Origin of the sequence: Corynebacterium sp. zg254 (genome assembly GCF_024701495.1) — a bacterium.
Classification (GTDB): domain Bacteria; phylum Actinomycetota; class Actinomycetes; order Mycobacteriales; family Mycobacteriaceae; genus Corynebacterium; species Corynebacterium zhongnanshanii.
In genome coordinates, this window is record NZ_WIAR01000001.1 from 923,249 (window position 1) to 944,690 (window position 21,442).

At 53.5% G+C, this 21,442-nt stretch carries 10 protein-coding genes; 2 read left to right on the plus strand and 8 right to left on the minus strand.

The features are described 5' to 3' along the window. Positions 1 to 2: 2 nt before the first annotated feature. Positions 3 to 374 (minus strand): 50S ribosomal protein L14, encoded by a 372-nt coding sequence (gene rplN / locus GC425_RS04235; RefSeq protein ID WP_151842162.1) that lies wholly within the window; start codon positions 372 to 374, stop codon positions 3 to 5. Positions 375 to 1,086: 712 nt separating this feature from the next. Between rplN and GC425_RS04240 the strand changes: the two genes are divergently transcribed. Further along, positions 1,087 to 1,584 (plus strand): hypothetical protein, encoded by a 498-nt coding sequence (locus tag GC425_RS04240; RefSeq protein WP_151843721.1) that lies wholly within the window; start codon positions 1,087 to 1,089, stop codon positions 1,582 to 1,584. 736 nt (positions 1,585 to 2,320) lie between these two features. Here GC425_RS04240 and GC425_RS04245 read toward each other — a convergent pair. The 5 genes from GC425_RS04245 to GC425_RS04265 form a co-directional block, all read right to left on the minus strand. Next, positions 2,321 to 3,127 (minus strand): ABC transporter ATP-binding protein, encoded by an 807-nt coding sequence (locus GC425_RS04245; protein ID WP_151843720.1) that lies wholly within the window; start codon positions 3,125 to 3,127, stop codon positions 2,321 to 2,323. Beyond that, a complete protein-coding gene (locus tag GC425_RS04250) occupies positions 3,124 to 4,218 on the minus strand; it encodes an iron chelate uptake ABC transporter family permease subunit (RefSeq protein ID WP_151843719.1) in 1,095 nt (364 codons plus the stop codon). Before GC425_RS04250 ends, GC425_RS04245 begins: the two co-directional genes overlap by 4 nt. Further along, complete coding sequence (locus tag GC425_RS04255) at positions 4,218 to 5,273, minus strand: iron ABC transporter permease (protein WP_151843718.1); 1,056 nt, start codon at positions 5,271 to 5,273, stop codon at positions 4,218 to 4,220. The genes GC425_RS04250 and GC425_RS04255 overlap by 1 nt, the downstream gene beginning before the upstream one ends. A gap of 217 nt (positions 5,274 to 5,490) precedes the next feature. After that, on the minus strand, positions 5,491 to 6,507 hold the full coding sequence (locus tag GC425_RS04260) for an iron-siderophore ABC transporter substrate-binding protein (RefSeq protein WP_151843717.1): 1,017 nt from the start codon (positions 6,505 to 6,507) through the stop codon (positions 5,491 to 5,493). A gap of 62 nt (positions 6,508 to 6,569) precedes the next feature. After that, a complete protein-coding gene (locus GC425_RS04265) occupies positions 6,570 to 7,514 on the minus strand; it encodes a methionyl-tRNA formyltransferase (protein ID WP_151843716.1) in 945 nt (314 codons plus the stop codon). Between the two features lie 169 nt (positions 7,515 to 7,683). Here GC425_RS04265 and GC425_RS04270 point away from each other — a divergent pair, with 169 nt between their 5' ends. Beyond that, positions 7,684 to 8,559: an alpha/beta hydrolase-fold protein gene (locus GC425_RS04270; RefSeq protein ID WP_257822147.1), complete on the plus strand. Its 876-nt coding sequence runs from the start codon at positions 7,684 to 7,686 to the stop codon at positions 8,557 to 8,559. 17 nt (positions 8,560 to 8,576) lie between these two features. On the opposite strand, the gene GC425_RS04275 is transcribed toward GC425_RS04270, so the two are convergent. Continuing rightward, a complete protein-coding gene (locus tag GC425_RS04275) occupies positions 8,577 to 19,631 on the minus strand; it encodes a non-ribosomal peptide synthetase (RefSeq protein WP_231699664.1) in 11,055 nt (3,684 codons plus the stop codon). 362 nt (positions 19,632 to 19,993) lie between these two features. After that, positions 19,994 to 21,406 carry a lysine N(6)-hydroxylase/L-ornithine N(5)-oxygenase family protein gene (locus GC425_RS04280; RefSeq protein ID WP_151843714.1) on the minus strand — a complete coding sequence of 471 codons (1,413 nt, stop codon included), beginning with the start codon at positions 21,404 to 21,406 and terminating at the stop codon, positions 19,994 to 19,996. Positions 21,407 to 21,442 lie beyond the last annotated feature (36 nt).

Here is a 21,442-nt window from a genome sequence, read left to right on the forward strand (position 1 = left end):
AGTTAGAGCACCTCCGGAGCGAGGGAAACGATCTTCATGAACTTCTTATCGCGAAGCTCACGCGCGACAGGACCGAAGATACGGGTGCCGCGAGGATCGTTGTCGTTAGCCTTGATGATGACGGCAGCGTTCTCATCGAACTTGATGTACGAACCGTCTGGACGGCGGGTTTCCTTCTTCGCACGGACAACAACAGCCTTCACGACGTCGCCGGCCTTCACCGTGCCGCCAGGGGTTGCTTCCTTCACAGTGGCGACAACAACGTCGCCGATACCGCCGGAGCGTCGGGTGGAACCGCCGAGAACACGGATGACCAGGATTTCACGGGCACCGGTGTTATCAGCGACTCGCAGACGCGATTCCTGCTGAATCACTTGAGTCTCCTTAAGTAGACCTAGATGTTTGGCGTGCGTGGGATTTCCGACCCTCGCGCACATGGTCACTAGCTTTTCGTGATCCTGTGGGGGGTGGCGAGTGTGGAGCGTGTGGCTTGCGGTCTTGCGGCTTCTGGCCTTGCGGCTTGCAGCCTTGGAGGTTCTGACCTTGCGGCTTCACCGTCCGCAGCTCTGAATCGCGCTTCCACAGGAGCATGAAAAGCAACCTGAAGATTATCCCATGAAGGTGGCGGAAAACCAAAATTGTGGTGGGCGTGCGTCTTCACACAGGAACGCCCTGACGGTTCGGCCGAAGCACTCAATCCAGTGACACTTTCAGTTACACATTGGGCTCATTTCAGTTACGAGAGCGTGAGCAAAGTGAACAGGAAGCGAACTCACTACCCCCGTTTGGGCGCAAGTTTCATTACCTAGTTTACGAGAGCTAAATGGATTCAGACCAAGCCTTGTGGGGCGAATTTTTACCCGTTGACGTGCAGTTTTTCGAGACAATCCTTACGCTCGAACTAGTAAGGATCACCTAATATGAACACTGTTGTCATCAGTGGTTGTGAAAAATTAGGTAGTGACAGCCGTTTGTGACCGTGTTAATGTCATCGACGTCAAGCGGTGCGGAGGCACAGTCCAGCTTCCGAGGTACACCACGACACACTGTGAACACACTCCACGACACCTTCGAAAAGGATTAACCATGAAGTTGAAGAAGTCCCTTCTTGCTCTGTCCACCGCTGCCGCAGTTGCTGTTGCTGGCACCCCGGCTGCATTCGCTGCCGACAGCGACTGGGGATCCCTGGGCGCTAACAACAACCAGACCGCCGCCACCGGTCAGAACAACGCAGGCGGCAGCGACAAGGCTGACCAGGGCGCCAACAACAACGACACCAACAACCAGGACACCGAGAACCCATCCGCTGACGGTTCCTCTGACAACCAGACCGAGGGCGAAAACGGCGCTGGCCAGAACAACAACCCTGAGGACCCAAACAAGACCGCTGGCCCATCCTCCGATGCTGCTAAGGAAAAGCGTAAGAAGGACGCCTACAAGTTCTTCGGCTGGAAGGAAGACGCAAGCGGCTTCGAAATCTTCAAGTCCGTCGCTGAGCTGATCGCCACGATCGTTGGCATCTTCACCGGCCTGTCCAGCCTGAACGATGTCGTCGGGAAGTTCCTCGGCGGTTTTGCTAAGTAATTAGCGCCTCAACAACCTCTCTTCTGGGCTTAGTTTTCTGACGCTAAGCCGAACAGAGCCTCTCCGCCCCGGAGAGGCTCTGTTCTTTTGTTTATAGGCACGCTCCCCCTCCCCCTACCTGCACCTGTCCCACTTCCCCACAGCGGTGGTTGCCCTCTTCCCCACCACAGTGCTTCTCCACTTCCTGACAGCAGTTGTTCTCCAATTCCCAGCCGCAAAGACTCTCTACTTCCCAGCCACAGCGTTAGCCCAAACAAGGAACAGCCACAAGCAAAAGGAGAAGATAGCCGCGCATGTGTCAACAACGAGTGCTTCTGGCACAACCATAGGACTATTGTGCTTTCCTAGAGCGCGACCTGAGGAAACGCAGAGCTAAGTGCCACAGAATCCTATGGTTATGCCGAGGGCATCGCAATGCTGCCTACAATCCCGGCCAGCAAGCTGCGGACAGACAAGCTGACTGTTGGTTCACAGAGCTGCGCTGCTGCTGAACTTACGAAATGCCTCCGCTTATGGCCCGCGCGCCCCTGTCTTTAGGGGGAAGTGTCTGGGAACGTCGTTTCGATTTTCGGCGAATTTTTAAAAGCCCAGTTCACGGCGTTTTGACTCTGAGGAACAGAGCATCGCGTCGACGTTCTAAGACAACCCACGCAAACGACCTCCAAGAACGAGGCTGTGCGGCTACGCAGAAGCATGGGGATTTCAGATACACCCCGCTAGCGGACGCAACCGAACCTTATCGTGGAACAACCAATGGTCCACCGGTGATGGGATCCTCAGCCACCAGCGCGTCGAGCGCAAACGCCTCTAACAGAAGCTCAGAAGTAACCACGTCACGGGGGTGACCGGTGGCGAGGATCTGCCCACCCTTCATCACCACCAAATTATCGCTATAGCGTACTGCCAAATTGAGATCATGCAACACCATCACCACAGTGCGATCCAGTTCGCGTCGCAAATTTCGGACGAGTTCCAAGATTTCCACAGAAGTAGCGAGATCCAAGTAGGTAGTGGGCTCGTCTAGAAATAGGATTTCTGTATTCTGAGCAAGCACCATGGAGATCCACACGCGCTGTCTTTGCCCACCCGAAAGAGAATCCACAGTACGCTCCGCAAGAGCTAAAGATCCAGTCATATCCAAAGCCCTATATACTTCAGCCTCGTCCGTAGACGACCACTGCCGAATCCACGACTGGTGAGGATGGCGCCCACGAGATACTAGGTCAGCAACGTTCAGGCCCTCCGGAGCAGTGGGAGACTGTGGGAGCACGCTAACGGTTTGCGCAAGGTCCTTACGTTTTATCGTCGAAATATCACGACCATTGAGTAGGACCTCTCCCCCGCTGACTGGGATGAGGCGAGACATGGCCTTGAGCAGCGTGGACTTTCCGCAGCCGTTCGCGCCAACGATTGTAGTAACCTGCCCCCGAGGAAAGCTCACGTCCACACCTTCAATGACCCGCCGATCGCCGTAGTCTACCGAGAGGTCGCAAGCAGACATGCTGTCGTTCTGCGTCAAGCGTCTATCTATGTCATTTTTCATACTGTGACATTCCTATTCCGTTGAACAAGCACATAGACCAAGAATGCGCCCCCAATTGCAGATGTAAGTACACCCACCGGCAGTTCAACAGGTAGTAGTGTTTGAGAACAAATATCCGCCAAAAGAAGCAAGGTTGCTCCACTCAGTGAAGAAGCTAACAACGGTGGAGAAGAAGCACCACATAGGCGCAAGGCCACCTGCGGTGCCACAAACGCAACAAAGCCAATCGGCCCTGCTGCCGAGACTGCTACAGCCGCTAACGCAACAGCTGATCCTAGAAGTATCACCTGAACAGCCTTAACATTCTGACCGAGGGCACGCGCTGTATCCGGGCCAAGCAAAGTGGCCAATAGTTGATGCCCAATCCACGCTAGCAACGGAGTCACTACCAGCACTGCAACGGCGATCGGCCAAGTCTTTGACCAATCTGCGGAGGACAGCGACCCTGTGAGCCAGAACTGAGCTGCCGAGGCATCATGTAGCTCAGCGCGAACCATCAGGAAGTTGATATAGGACGACAAGAGCGCTGTCAGGACTATGCCGACAAGTACGAGCCGAAAAGAATCAGTAGAGGTCCGCCAAGCCAAGGCCCACATCACAGCCGCTGTGACTGTTGCCCCCAAAAACGCCGCCAAAGGGATTCCAATACTGCTAAGCCAACCAAGGAAGCCACCGGCGCCGCCGCCTAGAGTGATCACGGTGACTGCGGCGGCTGAAGCACCCGTGGTAAATCCAAGGATGTCTGGGCTCGCCAACGCATTTCGAGCTACAGACTGCGTGAGGGCACCAGAAAGCCCGAAAGCGCACCCAACGAAAATCGCAGTCAGAGCTCGCGGCATCCGCCAATCCAAAACCACTAGCCTTTCCACGTGAGAACCCTGCCCAGTAAACAACACCTCCAATACACGCAAAGGAGACACTGGGTACTCCCCCACGCCAATGGACACAGCCGCCAAGAAAACTGTTGCTAAAAGCAGAATCAGCGATACTCCAACTGCGCGTGGCCGCCACACAAGAGATAGAGGACCGACGCGAAAGGGTGGCCGCTTAGGAACCGCTGGAGTGACAGAGTGATCAACGGAGGAATTCATCAAATCGCCACCACTCGGCGTCGATAAATGAGGAAAATGAAAAATGGTGCACCCACGAAAGCGAGGACAATGCCCACCTGCAGCTCACCTGGTCGAGCAATCAGCCGACCAACAACGTCGGCGATCAACATCAGAACCGCACCGCCTAATGCTGAATAAGGCAAAATCCATCGATAATCGGGGCCTGTGATTGCGCGAACCATATGTGGAACTACCAGTCCAATGAAGGTGATGGGACCTGCCGCCGCAGTCGCTGCACCAGCCAACAACGCGATGATAGCCATGCCCATCACGCGAGCACGCTGTGTATTCACCCCCAACCCTGAAGCGATATCATCACCCAGATTGAGGAGATTGAGCTGAGGCGCAGTGGCCAAAGCCAGTACAATGCCCACCACGATGAACGGAAGTACCCCGTAAAAGACAGTGAGATCTCTGCCCGCAATGGATCCTACAGTCCAAAACCTCATGTGATTCAAATTCGCATCCTTGGTAAGAATAAAACCACTAATGATGGCACTAAGAACTGCAGATAATGCTGCACCACCAAGCACTAAAGTGAGCGGGTTGGCCTGACCTCCTCCTACCAAGGAAAGACTAAACACCGCACCCGTGGCAATAACTGCTCCAACGAATGCCCACAGGCTAATAGCCCACACAGAGGTAACGCTGAATAGAGAAAAACTGACCACAACAGCCAACGAAGCGCCAAAATTAATGCCAAGAATTCCTGTATCTGCGAGCGGGTTACGTGTATGTCCTTGAATGAGAGCACCGCAAACCCCAAGTGCAGCCCCAGCGACCAACCCCAATAATGTTCGTGGTACACGCAGTTCAACTAATACTCGCTGATCTACGTTCAAGGCATCTGGATGACCAAACAGAATAGAGGGGTCACGCAAGACATTAGAGATTTCGCCAAAAGGAACTGAGCGGGCGCCAAAGAATATGCTGGCTAGCACACTAGCGAGGAGCAAGAGAAAAAGAACACCCAAGCCTGATAGATGACGAAGGGAGCCTCTACGAAACTGTGTGGTCGGATTAGACGTAGCCAAACCCTCCTCCTTTAGGCATAAAGTTCCCTAACTATAGACAACAAGGGGCAATTCTTTAGAATAATGAGAGAAATCCTACATGATGCAGGTAAACTTAAACAAAGTAGCTTCTTCGTCAGAGAACCAATGTCTACTCCCTGACGACCAGAATTTCTACACGCCCGACTTCACGGCTCGTCCTACGCTTCCGCGCAGGACAGCACTGAAGCAACGGCATCTACTTCGTGGCATCAACCAGCAGCTTCTCGATCTTGTCCAGCAAGTAGTTCAAGCTCAGGACAGTCTGCCAACCGAAGGCCTTCTCCAAATCACCCTCTAGATAGACACTGTGCCCATCTTTAACGGCTGGGAGCTTACCCACGATCGAATCTTCAGTCACGGATGCCTTGCTCTGCTTTGGCGAGTAAGACAGTTGGTCCCAGATCAGCACGTCAGAGTTGACGCGGTCAGCGTTCTCCTTGGATACCTCACCGTAGAATTTACCCTTGGTGATTCCTGCGTATTCGGGATTGATCTTAAAGCCTAATTCGGTAAAGAAGCGACTACGTGGGTCACCTTCGGAAAAGACGGCGAGCTTCTCATCTTCGATGGTTGCGACACCGAGTTCTTTCTCGGACCACTCTGGGTGGCGGTTCTTTAGTTCAGCGAACTTGTCTTTAACTTGCTGAATTTGACGCTTAGCCTCTTCAGGCTTACCCACCGCTTGGCCGATTTGCTCTGTGGTAACATCCCACGGTTGCTGCAATTCGTCGTATTCACCCTTTTGGACGACGACAGGTGCGATTTCTGATAATTTTTTATAGGTATCTTCATCCAGATCGGAGTACACAGCCACAATTAAATCTGGATTGTCCTTGGCAATAGCCTCCACATTGATCTCAGTATCCTTATCGATCCGTGGCTGCTCGCCTTCAATCTTGTCCTTCGACCAATTACCTGCAGCCTGCCCCTCCGGGGTCATTCCATCCCAGTAATTTACGGATACTGGAGTGACACCAAGTGCCAGCAATGCGTCTTGATCGGTGTATCCCAAAGAAACCACTCGCTGGGGGGCTTCCTTAATTTCTGTGGAACCATACCGATGCTGAATGGTGGTGGGGAATGCGCCCTGTTCCGCATTCGCGGCTCTAGTCTCGCTTGAGTTACTTGCTTCATCGCCGGTCGAACAAGCTCCAAGCACTAAGCCAAGTGCCAGCACGCTCGCTGTGCTCGCGAAAATCTTCTTAAGTTTCATGATTCTCCTATGGGATCGGTGAACGGTTCCATACTCAACTGGGTCGTTCACGGTTGGGAAGGTTAAACCCTTGGTTCGATATATCCGGCTCTGTGCCCAAAGAACTCAGTAGCGGGTAACTCCGAGTCATCATCGAGCCGAACCCTATCTAGCACAATCGCTGGACTGGGTGCATTGGCCCGCCGCGACCCGCACACCACTGCAATGCCTCCTTCGTGAGGAACTGTGATGCGTCCGGGAGTACCACCAAATCGGCCTTGAGAGACGTGTGCGGAAAGCACACGAATGCGCTGACCACGAAATTCAAAGTAGGCGTTAGGATATGGATCGGACTGTGCCCTCACCAACAAGGCAATATCTTCCGCAGGTTGGGTGAAATCTATGCGAGATTCCTGCTCACTTCGTTTATGGAAATAGGTTGCTCTGGTGAGATCTTGGGGTTGCTTCGTGGCAGTACCTTGAGCAATGTCATTCAAAGCTCGTTCCACAAGCGGTTCAATGAGATCAAGGGTCTTAGCTACAAGATCAGTGGTAGTATCAACCGATCCCACGGGGATAGCTTGTTGAGCCACGATGGGCCCACCGTCAAGCACCTCATTCATCTCATGCACAGTGACACCCACGTGAGATTCTCGGTTCAACAGTGCCCAAAGGATGGGAGAGAAGCCGGCATACTCCGGGAGCAAACCATCGTGGACGTTCAATGCACCGTATTTCGGAAGATCGAACACCTCCGATGGCAACCACGTCCGCCAATTGTTAGCCACGATGACATCCGGTGCAGAGGCTCTCAGCGCCTTAAGAACGTCTTCTCCCACGCGCTCTGCAACACATACCGGCAGCTCATGCTCCTTGGCTAGATCCTCGACAGAATCTGCCCACATCTTTTCATAAGGATGTTCACTTTTAGGATGGGTAACCACTAAAGCTACTTCATGACCAGCATTGATGACCGCAGACAACGTCCGGTGTCCCCACGACTGGTAGCCGAAAACAGCAACTCGCATGCCGACGATGTTAGCTTAGTATTACCTATGTAGTCAACAGTGAAGGTAGGCAACCCTAATGGCATCCTCTTCTCATTCATCCTCAGATCACCAAGTCTCCGTCCCCCACGGTGCAGATGCCCTCATTTTCCCGGACCCTTATCGAACGAACGTCAAAATAAGCTCACCGATGTCAAGCATTACTATAGCCATTCCCAAGGGGACTTCAGTCACCTATGGTTTTCAGATCGGAGGTCTTGTGCACCCCGATCCACATAACAGAGATGGTGCGGGACCACAGCACAGCTTGCTTCACGGTAGCAACACCGACCGAACATTCTGGCCACCGCGTTCTTCAAGCACCATTGCTAACTTGCCTGGTACGCGGTTATCCCTCGATCGCGAATTATTCGGACGGCGCTGCACCGCACGCTTTAATGAACGAGGAGCTCAAACCACTGCGGTCTTCCTCGATGGCGATGACTGGATTCATCTCCACGACCTCAACTTCGCACTCGACCAAGCGGTCAGCGCAAAACAAATACCCGAGGTGAACCGGCTTTTCCTTCCCGCGGCTAAAGACCGTAGCGAAGAATACACCTCGAGCGCGTGTGCTCAAGCATTGGCCGCCGAGCTACCACATCTCATCTCAAGTAAACAGATTATCCTTGTCGGACAAAGCCTCAGCGGACTGGCTGCCCTACGCGCCGGTGTGATCGCCGGAAAGGAAAAACTGCCCGCCATCTACGGTGTCATTGCTCAGTCCCCAGCCGTCTGGTGGTCCATCAATCAACAAAAGGACGGCGATGCCTTGGGCGGACCAGCCGGCGGCGTAGTCGTCGCGGAACTCGCGAAAGGACTCACCACTTCAGAACCTTCACAATTGCCTAGGATTATTCTGACTGCAGGAACAGAAGAACAACCAATGCATAGGCACATCGACGCCACAGCCAACGCTCTCATCCGTAGTGGCTTTCCCACCATGCACCACCGCACGCTAGGTGGCCATGACCCAGCGATGTGGCGATACGGAGTCATCCCAGCCCTTCGTGAATTACTCAGGTAATCCACGAAAGAAGGGTATTAGAGACGGTCTTCCACGAACGCGGCCACCCGTTCAACAGTCCGCAGCGCATAGAACTCTCGTACACCCACAGTCACACCCCACTCGCCGCGGAGCAGTGCGCAGAGTTTGATGACGGCCATCGAGTGCCCTCCCATGTCGAAGTAATCAGCATCCACTGCCACGTCTTCCGGTTCAATGTCCAGAGACTCAGCAAACAATTCCGCCGTGACCTGCTCCGTCTCGGAAGCTGGCGCGCGGCCCTGCTCTTTAATCCGCTCTCCCTCGCCCAACGCTTTGAGGTCGATTTTTCCATTCGACGTCAACGGTATCTCGTCCACGATCGACCACCAATCCGGAACCATGTAGCTAGGCAATTCTCTCCGCATTCTGTCACGCACACTAGTAAGGAATCGCTGCTGTTCATTCTGGTCGACCGAACACAATTCCGGAGCGACGATGTGACAGACGAGCGCATTGGAACCAGACATTTGAACTGGAACCGTTACACAGTGAACTATTCGCGGATCGATCCCAGACACTACTAGTGCCGAAATATCTCCGGGGTCCACCCGGTGACCACGAATTTTTACTTGGTCATCGCTTCGCCCCAGGTATTCAAACATCCCATCGTCACGGACTCGAACAATGTCACCTGTGCGATACATGCGCTCGCCAGGAGCTCCCCAGGGACATGCGACCATTGAGCTAGCAGTACGTGTAGGCAGTCCACGATACTCTCGGGCCATGCCGCTACCCGTTAGATAAAGCTCGCCTGATACCCCATCTGGAACCGGCCGCAACCACGGATCGAGAACGAATGCTGCCGTACGGTCCACCGGAGTGCCAATGACAGGAGTGGCACTTTCATCTGTGCCTACGCCTAGAGCATTGATGGTGTACTCGGTAGGGCCATAGAGATTGTATCCGCGCACATCATCCGCCTCACGTAACGCTTTCCATAATCCCGGCGGTACAGCTTCGCCGCCCAATAGCATCACGTGTGGACGATACTCACTCGTATCAAGCATTCCTTCTGCCAGCAGTTGCTCAGCTACTGTCGGAGTCACATTGATGACATCCACTTGGTGAGTGCGAATTGCCTGCACCATAGCCTTGGCGTCCCGACGAAGGTCTTCCGAAAAAATTCGCACTTCGTGGCCTTCTACCAGCCAGAAAAGTTCTTCCCAAGACATGTCGAAGGCGAAGCTAATGGCGTGGGCGACGCGCAATGGGCGTCCATCCGCAGTCGCTGGTTCAAAGATTTTGCGGCGGTGATTATCGAGCATGTTTCGCAGCCCCCGATGCGGGATCACCACTCCCTTGGGTTTACCGGTCGAGCCAGAAGTGTACATAAGGTACGCGTCATCCATCGGCATAGCTGAAGGCGCCACAATGGATGCTTGGGGGTCTGCGGTGGTGACGTCGATACGCCTCAGGTCGCAGAGACTAACTATGCGCGACTGAGAGGTCGAATCCACTAACACGGCAGAAGGCTGGCTATCTTCCAGAATGATCCGCAACCGGCCGTCGGGATGTGTCAGATCAAGAGGCACGTACCGAGCACCTGCCAATAGCGTGCCTAGCAGCGCCACCACAGAGTGCGCAGAACGCTCCACAGCAATGGCAACTGTATCACCTCTGCTTATGCCACATTGTGTAAGACGCTGTGCAATATCCGAACAGCGACTCAATAACTCCTTGAAACACCACTGCTGCGTGTCATCTACTAAAGCAATGCGATCAGGAAAACGTCGACCTGCTTCCGCGAGTTCGTCCAAGAAAGTTCGCTCAATATCCTCAGCCTTCTGCCAAGAAGCCACCCGGGTTCTATCCTGTCTCCACGGCACGACAGCCAACTGTGCAAGTCGAACATGTGACTGTTCTATATACGCGGTCAACGCACTCGTCACGATCTTCAGAGCAGACATTGCGAGACTCTTATCAACCACATTCTGGCGAAATTCCAACTTGATGCCAAGCTGGGGCCCCGGGGTAAACACCCATGTCAAGGGGAAGTGCGTGGAGTCTTCCGCACGTTCATCGATTATGCCGTGGATGGCACGCAATTCTTCGGCCCTCTCTGGATCGAGAAAGTTTTGCACCACTACCAGTGAATCAAATAACGTCCCCACGCCCAGTTGCTGTTGGATGGCACCGAGGTCTGCAGAATCGTGCTCCATGTCATCAATACGCTGACGATAAACGTCAAGAACCAGCTCTTCGATGCACTGCTCGGGCTGAGGCGTCACGCGAATTGGAACGGTGTTTAGCAGCACACCCACCACGTCGGACATGGTTGGATCAGTCATCGCATCTCGGCCACTCACAGACTGTCCAAACACCACGTCCGTCTCACCGGTGACCGCTCCTAAAGCTACTGCTACTGTTGCGTTAATCACCGACGTCAAAGTCACAGCCTGCGTTCGAATCTTGTCATTCAGAGCATGGGTCAGCTCTTCACTCATCGTGGCAAAAACTTGGCTCGGTAATTCTGTGACATCGAATTCTGCAGATACTTCTTCAGCTTGAGGAGCAACTAATGTGGGCTGTGCCATATCTTCAAGCCGGCACGCCCAATAGCTACTATCAGCTAACTCTTTGCTCCTATCGACGGACTCCAGCAAGACATCAATAATCGAAGGACGATCTGGAACCGCCTGGCTCAGCTCAGGATTCCCTGTACGATCAGACCTCAGCGATAATCTTTCAAGGAACGTTTGCAACATCACTGCGCGCGACCAACCGTCGATTAACGCTAGATGGTACGTGAGGATTAACGTATCCCCTACCCGCCGCTCTTCATTTCCAGAATCACGGGAAGAAGCACTTCCGGAAACTATCGTCGCTTTCGCCAGTGGCACAGCGTTAAGATCAATGCCCGCGCACCGATCAGCGTGCATGATCTCATGAAGATCACCTGCCATGACCTCCACGGGAAGATCTATCCGATGGCCCGTCCAGGGCAAAATCTGTTCAGTCTGTCCGGAGTCATCCGTTTGGAACTGTGCACCCATCGCCGGGTGCACAGTGACCGTATCGCGGAATGCATCCGCTACAGCATCAGCATCCAACGCTCGATCAAATGTCAAAGCGGTTTGTGCGACATAGGTACCAGGAGAGGCGACCTGTGATTGGAACCAAATACCGCGCTGCAGCACGCTTAGCGGGGCTCTTCTTCCCGTTTCTTTCTGCATGTGAATAATCGAATCGTAGAAATCCTGTGCGACCTCAGCAAAAGCTGTACGCAAACGTTTAGGAGGGATAACTGTACCCACGACTGATAGATCCACTCGCAAGGACTGTTCTGTGGTGAAAACATCTGCTTCGACCAGATACTTCGTCCACCGGCAGGCCGGATCGCGCGGAGTGCGCAACACCGAATCTGTTTCTCCCCGCCCGAGGTAATTCACGAGGATCTGTGCCCCGTGTGCCAGTACTCGATGTCCTTGTGGGTGTGTATAGCGCAGCGCTTGATACGTTCGCCGATCTGGCACTGAACCTTCCTCGTGACGTTGACGTGTATCCGCTGCCACGCGCGCTGCCTGAATCGGATCATCCAAGGGCAGTCCTACCGGCGCAATAGTGGTGAACCAACCAATGGTCCGGCCGAAAACATGATCGTCAGAGCGGCCGTGGCCTTCCAGATCGACGGCCCACACAGGAGAGTCTAATACCTCTCGAATTTCCTCAGAATGAGCCCTCGCGACCGCCACTGTCACCAAAGCTACAATCACGTCCTGGATATCCACCTCCAACACTTCCGGTGCGGTGTTCTGCAAGCACGCCGAGACCCTCCCCTCGATGGTCACAGTGAACCTATCAACCACATCACTGCTCCACTGATCTGTATCCTCGACTGGTCGTGGCAGCACTGCTAGTTCACGCCAATACTCGATATCCCCACCCGATGCGGTATGAGCACTGTGTAATTCCCGCAGAGACAGTTCCTGATAGTTCGCGCGCTCAGGGACAAGGCACAGTCCAGTGAGAGCCTCCCGAAGATCGTCTTCCAAGATCATCCAGCTGGCACTGTCTATAACAGCATGATGTGCAACAGCTACGACGTGATTGTCTACGCAACCCAACACCAAGGATCGCCCCTCAGCGATATTGATGGTTCGAACCAGTTCGTCAATATCCAGCGAGGGAATGACAATGGGTCCAGCGACCTCGGCGTTATCTTGTGCGCCTACAAAACGAGCAAATTCAACACTCGATTCAATACGCATGCGCAGCATCGGATGGGCTTCTATGAGATGCGGTAGCACATTTTCCAATTCCTCGACAGTCACTGGCCCTAAATTAAGACGTCGTGCCTGCACAAATTGATCGCTCATTCCCAAGGCGATCTGCCGACGAAGCATGGCTGGAGCGGGGAAAGCTCCCTTGATCTCCCTGGAAGACTGATCTTCAATTTCGTGTTTTGACTGTTCGCCATTTGACTTGCTGATCTTTGGGTTTACCGTGTGCTCAATCCTTTGCGCGATTAGCCGCGGCGTGCGCCCTAGGAAAAAGTCTCGGGGTGTCACATTCAGTTCCGCTCGCGCTAAAGCATGCGTCACACGGATAGCGAGAATACTGTCCCCTCCAAGGCGGAAGAAATCTGAATCTGGTTCCACCTGGCTACGATCTATGCGCAGGGCATCAGCTATAGCCGAGGAAATCGCTTCGGCGACATCTGAAGCACTTCCAGTTTTCTGCTCGACGGGGGCTCGTCCAAGGATAGTCTGAATCGCTTGTTCATCCCGCTTTCCATTGATGGTCTGTGGGATTTTAGTTCTCACCTCGATGAGCTGCGGAACCATGTACGCAGGCAACACCTCTCTCGCCGCAGCCGCAGCTCGAGTAATTGTCGAGTTGGCGTCGATATCTTTATCCACGACCAAAAGTGCTCCCGTCACCTGTCCCTCAGGCAGCTCAACAACAACCACGGCGGATTCTCGCACACCATCGACGGCATTCAGTGCACTTTCAATCTCACCAAGCTCCACACGATAGCCACGAAGCTGCACCTGTCGGTCAGCACGCCCTACATAGTCTAAGTGCCCATTATTCAGAACTAGAGCCAAGTCATTACTGCAATACATGCGTGAACCACCGCCAAGGAATGGATCGGCAACGAAACGCGAAGCCGTGGCGGCAGGCAATTTCCAATAACCTGCCGCGACCTGCAGGCCAGCAACGAAGATGATGCCAATTTCACCAGGCTTGACTGGCTGCAATCGCTCATCCAAAACATAAATTCTTAACCCATCCATGGGCAGACCGATAGAGCTCCGAGCATCCACCGCTCCGTCCCAGCACTCATGTGCCGTGACGTGTACCGTCGTTTCTGTAATGCCGTACATGTTGAGGAAATGAACATCTGGAAATTCACGGCAATAGTCCGCCTCTGCACGTGCCTCCAATGCCTCGCCACCAAACACGACTGTGTGCAACGCTGAGTCTTGCCCAATGTGTGGAACCAATGCAGAAAAGCTCGTGGGGGTCTGGCTGAGGATTGAGACTTCTTGTTCGTTCAGCACACGGCTTGCATCTTCCTGCGAGCGCATCAGTGAATAAGGCATAATCACTGCCCGGCCACCGGACGATAGTGCTGCCCACATTTCCCAGACGGAGAAATCAAAGGCGAAACTATGGCTGATAGACCACACGTCGCCATCTTTGAAGTTCACATGATTACGCGCGTTGCGAAGCATCGCCGTGACATTGGCATGTGTAACCGCCACTCCTTTGGGCCGACCCGTGGAGCCGGAAGTATAGATCACATATGCAATGTCGTTTTTTGACGCCAACGCCGGGACCTGTCCAACGTACGGCCACGGCCCTCCACTCATTGTTTCTTGAGAAACAACGAAAACAGGACCACTTACCATTTCCGAGACCATTTTCTCTGCGCTCGGAGCCACCAACACCGCATCGGGTTGGCAATCCTTGAGTATCAATTCCATACGAGCGCGCGGAGAAAGCGGATCTACCGGAACGTATGTGCCCCCAGAAAGAGTGATAGCGATAATAGCTGCTACTTGCCATACGTCTCGTTCCATCAGCAAAGCCACACGAGGCTTCTTCACCTCAATGCTGTGCTCCAGCATGGCGCGCATGCGTTGAGCAGCCTCGTCCAATTTCTCGTAGGTCCATTGTTCTGCTTCGTCATCATCTGTGAAGCTAGTTAAAGCGACTCGCTCGCGGAACATTTCAACACTGCGTTGCCATAAGGAAGGCAAAGTGGTGCCATCAGAGACAGAGTCCACCACAGCACTCAGAGCCATCGATGCCTCACCCACGGTGGGCTCCGCACCTGGTTCACTTAACAGGGCATCCACGCTCATCGCAAGCATGCTGGCGATACGTTGAATACGCACCTCAGTAATTCGCTGCGGATCGTAGATCAAGCGCAAAGGGTAAGCCGAGGAAGGGTTCACCACGAGGGAAAGCGGAAAGTGTGGCGCACCGTTATTTTGTATGTCAGCGACCCGGAAGGGAGAATCGATGTAATTCAACTCCTGTGCTGATAATGGCACCTCCACCACCACTAAAGTATCCAGCAGCTCGCTAGCGTTTGTTCCTAAATCTCGAGCAATGTCTGCAAGACTGACATGCTGAACATCACGTACCCGGTTATTGTGCTGAACAACGGCCTCTAACAAGCTGGTGAGAGGCAAAGAAGGATCAGACTGCCCTGGAGCGAGAACCGGAATGGTATTGAGCTGCATACCCACAGCATCAGCTACTCCTGGCACAGGAATATCTCGGCCAGAGACTGACGTGGCAAAGACCACGTCAGCCCCTGGTTCGCAACCTACTAGTGCGCGGAGCACTTGTCCCCAGGCCGCGTGCACCACATCAGGTAAACCCACTCCTGATGATCGAACGCGCGCACAGAGATTATCTACGCGGGGATCACGGACTAAAAGTTCTCGTCGTTCCTGCGAACTCGAGACATGCGGGCACAACACCGTGGGGCGCACATTATTCAATTCCTCGCGCCACACCGAAAGGTCTTTTTCTAAGTCTCTGCGTGCCACCCATCGCACACTTCCGGCTATGCCCGCGTGCGGATCATAGCTTGAGGCGAAAGTCGTATCGTCCCGATAGGATTCAATGAGACTCTGGAGCATGATGGGCACAGACCATCCATCGGCAATGAGGTGATGGACCGTTTGGATCAACACGACGTCTAAACCGTGGCGCCTACAATGCGCACTGGTGGGCATCACCACAGTCCACCTCATCAGTGGTTCTCGGCGTTCTTCGGGCCCACAGTTCTGCAGAGAAATCCCCTCGGAAAGATCATCTGCAGCAATCTCATCAGCACGCTGGAGAATCCAATCAATTCGATCCTCATGGTCACTGTCCAACACCTCCAACTCTGGAGGTACGGTGAGCTCGACACAGTTCACCTGAAGTTGCTCTGCGATTCCTGGATCGATAACGGCAACCACATCACCAGCCTCTGTCTCCCATGGACGGGTGCTCAAGGCAGGGTGGCTGCGGATCACCTGGCGCGCAGCACGGGCAAATCTTTCCCTGTCAAATGGCTCGCTGCATTCCAAGCGCAACACCTGCTGTTCCACATATGAGCTAGCGGATTCATCGAACAAAGAATGAAAATACATGCCGTGCTGAAGAGAAGTTAATGGCAACACATCCTGCAGCTCTCCTGAGCTCTGTGCCGTGATTGTAGCGAGATCCGCAGCTGTGACGGGAGCTGGATCGACATCGCCCACAGACAACACACCATGATCTGCCAATGCGGCTACGCCGTGTAGCGCAGAATCCCAATGCATAAGCAGCTCATCGATCCGGTCTGAAGAGATTCTTCCTTCTCCCCAGGAAATCGTGGTGCGTAAAACGTATCCCTCACCGGTATCTTCTGCGATTGCATTGAATTCTAACTCACGGATGAGCGGCTGGTTTTGGTCTCGTCTTTCGCCGAGTTGGCCGGTAGAACCAGTTGGGGAAAAGTCTTCTGTACCGGCGGAGACACGGCCTAGGTAGTTGAATAACACCTGAGCCTGCGGCTGCCTACCAGCGTCCACGTCACCACGAAGCCACGTATGAGCTTGATAAGGAACACCATTGCCAGGGATGTTTCTAATTTGGTCTTTTACCGCATTTAGGGCCACTGCCAACGAAGGGATAGTGATGCTATTTTGTTCGGCGTCCTTCTCATCAAGTGCTGCTGCGGAAGGATCTATTAGCATCGGGTATAAGCAGGTGAACCAACCCACCGTCCGTGATAGATCCGCTTCGCGCCCTCCTGGCCCTGGAACGAATCGGGTTTCACGCCCGTGCCCTTCCATCTCAACCAAGCTCCACGTTTGTTTTCCTCGACGCCAGCGAGCCAGCGCGACGCTCAGGGCTGTGAGCAACACCGGATTGACTCCAGTCCGGAATGCTTTGGGAACACCGTTCAGCAGCTCATCAGTAATCTGCACCGATGCCTCATGCACCAGACAGCGTTCATCACGGACGGTCGGTTTATCTTCATGACCTTGTGCAAGTGCGGGAACACCTGGATCCCGCAGTGGTTCATCCTCACCTGGCAAGGGTGGGAGGGACCTTTGCGCTTGTTGGTCAAAGGCCCCTGTGTCTACGGCCCTTTGCAGTAATTGAGCCCACCGCCGCAGTGAGGTTTGCTCTGTGGCTAACTCTTCTCCTCGATAGGCGGCCGCTAAATCCTCGCCGATGATATTCCACGAAACCCCATCGACGACGAGGTGATGAACGACGAGCCTTAAACGACCGAGCTGCAATCCGGCTACCAAAACGACGCCGGCGGCTGGATTCAATAAATCTACCAATGTGTCAAGGTCTGTCGTTGCTTCAAGGACAACGTTGTCTTCAGAAGGAACTTCCGGAAGCTCCATGCGCAAAGGTGACTGATGAATATATGCTCGCAGCGCGGGGTGTGCTCCCAGCAGCGCTTCCAGCATCTGCCGAGCCTTCTGCTGATCTACGTCATCGGGAACGCTAAACTCAACTGACTGGATGAACCCATCTATGTGCTCGGTCACGGAATCGAACCACCGCACAATCGGTAAAGCATTCACTTCACCCGTTGGTTCGTCCTCCGGATCCTCTGCACTGACCTCGCGTTCTTCAGCACAACGAGCCAGCTGTTGTGGAGTCCTAGCGTTAAAAATATCGCCAACACTGACTTCCAGTCCAACTCTTCTTAATGCGGAGACTAACGTGATTGCCCGAAGGCTATCTCCACCCATATTGAAAAAGTCAGTTTCTGCCCCCACCGTCTGCATTCCCAATGCTTCGGCCATAACTTCTGCAATAAGTGCAACTGTTTCCCCGTCACGTTCGGCATTAACTGGAGTATCTGTTAGAGAATTCCAATCCGGTTCGGGCAATGCGCGACGATCCACTTTTCCGTTGACTGTCCTCGGCAGCTCGTCCATCACCGTGATGATCGCTGGCACCATGTATTCAGGCAAGACATCGGCGCTCCAACTTCTAATAGCAGCCCCATTCAGACTACCTCCAGAAGTTTCGTCAGATTCCTTCTTGACGGTCACATAGCCCAGCAATCTACCTTCCTCGGCAATGACGCTGGCGGCATCGATGGATGGATGTCGAACCAGCGTAGACTCCACATCTTCAAGCTCCAAGCGCATGCCGCGGATCTTCACCTGATTGTCAGCTCGCCCCACGAACTCCAGTGATCCATCATCGTGTCTACGAACAAGATCGCCAGTGCGGTACATCCGCGTTCCATCCGACGCAAACGTGTCTGCAACGAAACGGCTTGCTGTCAAACCAGGGGCATTAATATACCCTTCTGCCAATAGAAACCCAGCCACGTATAGTTCGCCGATTTCCTTATTTGGCACTACACGTAGCTGATTATCGAGCACATAGAGTCGGCAGTTCGGGTTAGCTATGCCGATGCTCGTATTGAGTCGATCATCATCATCTTTGTAGATAACGTGCGACACGCCAATAGTGGCTTCCGCAGGCCCGTATCCATGATAGAGCGGGATAGCTAGCTGATTTCGGAATCGGCGATACAGCGCTTGCGTGAGCATTTCTCCGCCACACCAAACGTGACGCAAGCTATCTAGGAGGTTCGTGCCTTCTGCTTGCTTAAGCATGACGTCCAGAACACTCGAAACTAAGTAGGCGAATGTTACGCCTTGGCGGTGAATGAGCTGAGCCAGGCATTGAGGGTCCTGTTCCACTCCAGGGGCTGCAACCACAATTCGGCCACCGCTTACTAGTGGCAAAAAGATCTCGTTGATAGAAATGTCAAAAGCCAATGGAGCTTTAAACAGCGAAGCGTCATCAGAACCGAAGAAGAGGATCTGATCACGTTGCCACAACAGGCGCTCCACGATGGCACTATGGCGAATCATCGCACCTTTGGGCCTGCCGGTACTCCCCGAGGTGAAGATCACGTAAGCGATGGATTCCGCTGCTGGCGGAGTGAACAGAGCGCGGGTAGCATCCAGATCACAGGTTACTTGATTGTCTAACGTGCAATTGGATTCAGAAAACACAAAGCTCAGCCCTGCATCATGGGCAACTGATTCCCGCCGAGCGGAAGGCCAAGTCGGATCCAGCGGCACAAATCGCCCGCCGGCAATCAAAGTGGCAACAATACTCACCACCATTTCTGCGCTGCGAGGAAGTGATATTCCGACACTCTCGCCTTCTTGGATTCCATTATCACGCAGTGTTTTCGCCAGCGCCGTAGCATGGCCGACAAGTTCTGAGTAGGTCAGTTCGTGCTGATCATCAACTACGGCAAGGGCGTCGGGCGTGCATTCCGTGTGCTGCAGCAGCAAACTGATGAGGTCTGGTCGTTCGCGATCCTGATCTGTATCATTCCACACATGCTGTTGCGTGATTCGCTCCTTCTCATTCTGCCCTCCAATAGTTGCGAGGCTTCGATCGGGGAATGCCAAGAGATCTCTCGCACACTTTTCCAATTCCAAGCGGCTTAGTGTGCAATCAATGGACTTTCCTCGATTGGTTGCGGGATCCACTTCAATCTCGACGGATAATCCGGAGCCAATCTCAGACTGCTCATACAATCCAGGGATCCGCACAGTCACGGCAGCGAGCGTCTCTTCGGGCCCTCCAGTTACTCTCGCTTCATAACTACTACTATCCAGCGCAGCCTCGCTAAGCAAAGCTAAGAATCGCTGGTCCCCGCGTAGCACGCGGCGGCACGAAGGTTCGAGGACAGCGTTAACCTCATTTTTGCATGAACTACCGGGTTGGTTATTCACCCAGTAGAAGATACTCAGGGCAATTGCCTGCGCCCACTGTCCACGTGGAGCACCTGCTTGCTCATTGATTGATTGGAGAAGGGTACGACAGTCATGAGGAGATAATTGAATGCGGGTGAACAAGGGAGTGGGCACAGGAAGCCTTTCGATGGACGGTAATACTGTGAGGAATAGAGCTAGAAGGTTCAGCCCACTATGAGGTTCGAGGACGCCTCTTGATTGATGCGGTTATTGCGCTCCGCGGCGGCGCCCATGCGTTGCCCAGAATCTTCGCCGGTAATAGCCGCTACCAGCTCTCCAGACCGCGTGGCAATGTTGGATAACAAGGTCGAGCCCAGCCCGTGTGTGGCTTCGGTGTCTCCTTGCACGAACAAACCGGGCACACGCTGTCCGTTACAGACAACGCTATAATCCCTCGTCACACTGATATCGCCTGTTCCGCTGTGGATACCTGTGAGACCTCGCGACCGGAAGCCGGTGGCACACACCACCACATCAAAATTTTCGGTCACCGTGTTCCCAGACACACGATCTTGAATGTCTACGTCAACGCTGCCGTCAGCACAATTTCGAACTCCGAGCACCTCAGTAGTGCGGCGAATGTCAAGCCGTTTGTTCCCTGTCACGTTCTCGCGGTACTGCCGGCCATAAAGCTCTTCGAGAAGCTCTAACTCCACGCATGCATAGTTGGTATAACGGTGGCGGATCAGTAACTCAGCACGCACTGCATCAGGTGCGTGGAAGAAGTCGTCAACAGCCGCTGGATCAAAAACTTGATTAGCGAACGGGCTGTCGTCGGCTGGAATAAAGCCATAACTATTGAGAACGCCAGTCACTGTGTCAACGCCTGGACGATCGTGGAAATAACGGATGACTTCTGCAGCAGACTGCCCGGCACCGATCACGATGGCGCGGCGGATCTCCACACCCCTATCCTGCAGTTCCCGGATCCGCGGCACTAAATCGATGTTGTGAAAGATTCGTTTGCTTTCTACTGAATTCTTTTCTGCCCAGCTTGGCATTTTACTTTCTAGTCCACGTGCAACCACTACATTGCGGCAACGGATAGCGATGGCTGACCCACTCTGGAATTCTTCATCCTCGCGGTATGCCGTTTCCGATTCTGCGTGCACAATGAAGCGGGCACCATCTGCAGCGGGCTTCGCGAGCGTTTCAACAGAGGTCACGGTTGTGTTGTACTGTGTCTTTGCAGAAATATTGTCTGCAATCCACCGAAGATAGTCGGCGAATTCAACACGTTCCGGAGTGAAGGTTTGACGATTAATGAAGGCCATTAGTCGCCCGCGATGATGCAAATAATTAATGAAACTGAATCGACTTTGGGGATTCCGTACAGTGACTAGGTCTTTGAGAAAGCTGATCTGCATGTTTGCGCCATCAAGCAGCATTCCTGGGTGCCAATTGAATTCTGGGCGAGCCTCCAGAAAGAGGGAGGTAAGCTCTGGTGCCTCTTCTTCGATTGCCACAGCCAAGCCAAGGTTTCCAGGTCCAATACCAATTCCTACAACGTCGTAAACGGAACTGTCTTGGACGGGCTGCTCGTTATTTGTCTGTGCTAGACGGTCGATGGTGGTCACTTTAGCCTCTCTTCGGGATGCGCCTACCATCTACTA

What these genes read in the sequence shown, in the direction of transcription:
- GC425_RS04240 (WP_151843721.1), top strand. Translation starts at nt 1,087, where the DNA reads ATGAAGTTGAAGAAGTCCCTTCTTGCTCTGTCCACCGCTGCCGCAGTT.
- GC425_RS04245 (WP_151843720.1), bottom strand. Translation starts at nt 3,127, where the DNA reads ATGAAAAATGACATAGATAGACGCTTGACGCAGAACGACAGCATGTCT.
- GC425_RS04250 (WP_151843719.1), bottom strand. Translation starts at nt 4,218, where the DNA reads ATGAATTCCTCCGTTGATCACTCTGTCACTCCAGCGGTTCCTAAGCGG.
- GC425_RS04260 (WP_151843717.1), bottom strand. Translation starts at nt 6,507, where the DNA reads ATGAAACTTAAGAAGATTTTCGCGAGCACAGCGAGCGTGCTGGCACTT.
- GC425_RS04265 (WP_151843716.1), bottom strand. Translation starts at nt 7,514, where the DNA reads ATGCGAGTTGCTGTTTTCGGCTACCAGTCGTGGGGACACCGGACGTTG.
- GC425_RS04270 (WP_257822147.1), top strand. Translation starts at nt 7,684, where the DNA reads ATGTCAAGCATTACTATAGCCATTCCCAAGGGGACTTCAGTCACCTAT.